This is a genomic window from Gordonia sp. 852002-10350_SCH5691597 (assembly GCF_001665715.1).
In the GTDB taxonomy this organism is placed as follows: domain Bacteria; phylum Actinomycetota; class Actinomycetes; order Mycobacteriales; family Mycobacteriaceae; genus Gordonia; species Gordonia sputi.
The window spans coordinates 1-2,408 of the sequence record NZ_LZMO01000272.1 but is presented as its reverse complement, the minus strand read 5'-3'; the positions used below and the strand labels follow the sequence as shown (position 1 = coordinate 2,408).

General features: G+C 67.9%; 4 protein-coding genes. 2 read left to right on the top strand and 2 right to left on the bottom strand.

What is annotated here, in order from left to right; all coding sequences use genetic code 11:
- Together A5777_RS25550 and A5777_RS20850 are read right to left on the bottom strand one after the other, a co-directional pair.
- Window positions 1–267, bottom strand: a 267-nt coding sequence (locus A5777_RS25550) for a hypothetical protein (protein WP_231895144.1), incomplete at its 3' end; no start/stop codon positions are given.
- A 147-nt stretch (window positions 268–414) separates the two neighbouring features.
- The gene (locus A5777_RS20850) at window positions 415–1,170 is read right to left on the bottom strand and encodes a hypothetical protein (RefSeq protein ID WP_064864256.1); all 756 of its coding nucleotides are present in this window, start codon (window positions 1,168–1,170) and stop codon (window positions 415–417) included.
- Window positions 1,171–1,275: 105 nt separating this feature from the next.
- Between A5777_RS20850 and A5777_RS20845 the strand changes: the two genes are divergently transcribed.
- On the top strand, window positions 1,276–1,755 hold the full coding sequence (locus A5777_RS20845; RefSeq protein WP_064864253.1) for a GyrI-like domain-containing protein: 480 nt from the start codon (window positions 1,276–1,278) through the stop codon (window positions 1,753–1,755).
- A gap of 173 nt (window positions 1,756–1,928) precedes the next feature.
- Window positions 1,929–2,408, top strand: a 480-nt coding sequence (locus A5777_RS20840; protein ID WP_156529445.1) for an acetyl-coenzyme A synthetase N-terminal domain-containing protein, incomplete at its 3' end; no start/stop codon positions are given.

The following is a 2,408-nucleotide window of genomic DNA, read 5'->3' as shown; positions in this document are numbered from 1 at the left end:
ACCCCCCGGCGAGCACTCCCAGCACGGGCGGCAAGCACCCACGCGGAGCACGCCGCATGAGGCACAAGTGTTGTGCGCCTGCGACATCGCGGCTTCGAGCAACAACTCCGACAACTGCAGCGCCACGCCTGGCCCGAGAGTTCGTCCGGCACCGACATCGACGGATGCCGTGAGCGGGCCAGAGAGCAAGGGCAGCGCGACGGAGGAGACCTGTTCTCGCAGAACGTGATCCCTCGCCGAGGCGGTGACCACAACCCACCGCAGCACGCTTGGTAACTTGGGTCCGTGCTACGCGGGCGGCAACCTGTCGAGAGACAGGTGGGCCGCCCGCAGTGCTGTCTGGGGCGCAGTGCTGTCTGGGCAAGTCTTCGCCCGCTGGCAGCGTCCGGCCCCCCGGCACCAATCAGGCAGCCATCATCCCGCGCGAGCGGCGTCGGCGATCGACTTCGCCTCGGTTGCTCCGGCCACCATCGCCTCGCAGCAGAACACGATCCACGCGCCGAGCGCATCAGGCTGACCGGTGCCGAATCCCGTTGCCAGCGAGTGATATTCGTCGACCTTCTTGAACCAGGTCACCTCGGGTACGCCGAGGTTGTGCGGATCGAGGCCACTCCACGTCGACGTCAGGCGCGACGCCGCGCGGGCGACGACACCGCTGGCGCTTCCGAAGGCGTCGAGTGTCAGCAGTTCGCCGTGCACCACCGCGGCCAACACCGGTGCAGGCACCGACGTCGCACCGGTGATCAACTGGCCGAGGAGTTCGAGTCGCGTCGCGACGTCGGCTCCCGGTCGCGGGCGGCCGAGCAGGTCGGGGTCGTCGACGAGGTCGGCGGCGGCCAGCATATGCAACCGCGCGAACGCCTGCGCGGGCGCGCGTCGATACACCGCCGTCAACGCATCGAGCGAATCACCATCGAGCGCCTGGGCCACCCGCATCGCGCCGGCCAGGATCGGGTCGTCGAAGTCTCCGTCACGCCTCAGCTCGACGCTCCCACCGTCAATCGCCGCAGACGATCGGCCGGCCCGCCACGACGCCTCGGTCGCGGTGTTGTTCCAACCACGCAGATTGGCCGGATGCCGGTGCACAGCGCCGAGCGCGTCGCGCGCACGGTCGGCGGCCTCGCGCACGCCGGGCAACTCCGTAAGCGGCGCAAGAGGGTCGGTAGTCACAGTTCGCCACGGTAATCGATGGCTGCGCAGCCAGATTCTGTGCCCCGCGGGCGCTCACCCAACGAACGCCCGGTCGGAGCCATGCAACCGTGACATCGTCGATCTATGTCCATCCTCACGCAGCACCCACAGATCACCACCGTCGACGCCAAGCAGCTGGCGCTGATCCGCGCGACCGTACCCTTTGACGCGCTACGCGGCTTCTACGACGACGCGTTCCGCAGACTGCCTGGGGCGATCGCGTCGTCGGGCCTGGCGATCACCGGACCGCCACGTGGGCTGACATTCGGACTCCCTACCGACACCATCGACGTCGGTGTGGGCTTCCCCGTCGACGGAGTCGTCGAAGCGACCGATGACGTGACGCCGTTCCGAACCCCGGGGAGTCGCGCGGTCACCTACGACCACCGCGGCAACTACGACCATCTGTCCGACGTCTACGCGGAGTTGTTCGCGTGGATTGCCGATCACTCCCTGGTTCGCGGGGATGTCGTGTGGGAGATCTATCTGACTCAGCCGACTCCCGACGCCGATCCAGAGGACATGATCACCCAGATCGTTGTCCCGGTGACAGACGCGGTGTGAACCGTTCGTCGCGCACCATCGACAGCTCGGCGCGCGAGCTCTGCCGCCAGTCCCCCGGCGCCTGCAACGCCACCCCAACGTGACTACCCTCACAATGAGACCCCGGCACGCCCCACCTCACCGTGGGTGGAGTCGCGTGAATGCACACCGAGAGTGAAAGGCCCTGCTCAGAGATGTCCACAGCTGCACACCCCACCGCACAGGTGTATCCGCCGACGCCCGAGTTCGTCGCGCAGGCGAACGGCACCGCCGCGCTCTACGACCATGCCGACGCCGACCGCCTCGAGTTCTGGGCGGAGCAGGGCAGGCGCCTGGACTGGGACACCGATTTCGACCAGGTCCTCGACTGGTCGGATGCACCATTCGCGAAGTGGTTCGTCGGAGGCAAACTCAACGTGGCGGTCAACTGCGTCGACCGCCACGTCGCCGCGGGCAAGGGCGACCGTGTCGCGATCCACTGGGTCGGCGAGCCCGGCGATTCGCGTGACCTCACCTACAGTCAGCTCAAGGACGAGGTGTCCAAGGCGGCCAACTACTTCGCCTCGATCGGCCTGGTCCCCGGCGACCGCGTGGCCATCTACATGCCGATGGTCCCCGAGGCGCTCGTCTCGATGCTCGCGTGCGCACGCCTCGGCCTGACCCACTCGGTGGTG